Genomic DNA, 229 nt, shown 5'->3' with positions numbered 1-229 from the left:
AATCGGCACGCGTAGTCGGTGACGTGGTTGGTCGTTATCACCCACACGGCGACATCGCGGCTTACGACGCACTGGTCACGCTCGTGAATCAGAGCACGCCTACAATGCTGGGCTCCGGCAACTGGGGATCGATGGTTGACGGGGCCGCAGCAGCTCGATACACTGAGACAAAGCTTAGCGCATATGGCCATTCTTTTCTCAATCCGGACTACATTCATAAAGAGGTGAC

1 protein-coding gene is annotated in these 229 nt (G+C 55.9%); it reads left to right on the top strand.

Annotated features, from left to right (window positions below):
- Positions 1-23: 23 nt before the first annotated feature.
- Positions 24-229, top strand: a 206-nt coding sequence (locus tag AC1RPU_RS08575) for a DNA gyrase subunit A (RefSeq protein WP_481769747.1), incomplete at its 3' end; no start/stop codon positions are given.

It is taken from the genome of Dellaglioa sp. CoH-55-MRSF-7 (assembly GCF_056782235.1).
Note: the sequence above shows the minus strand (reverse complement) of the source record. Positions and strands in the feature narration are given on the sequence as shown.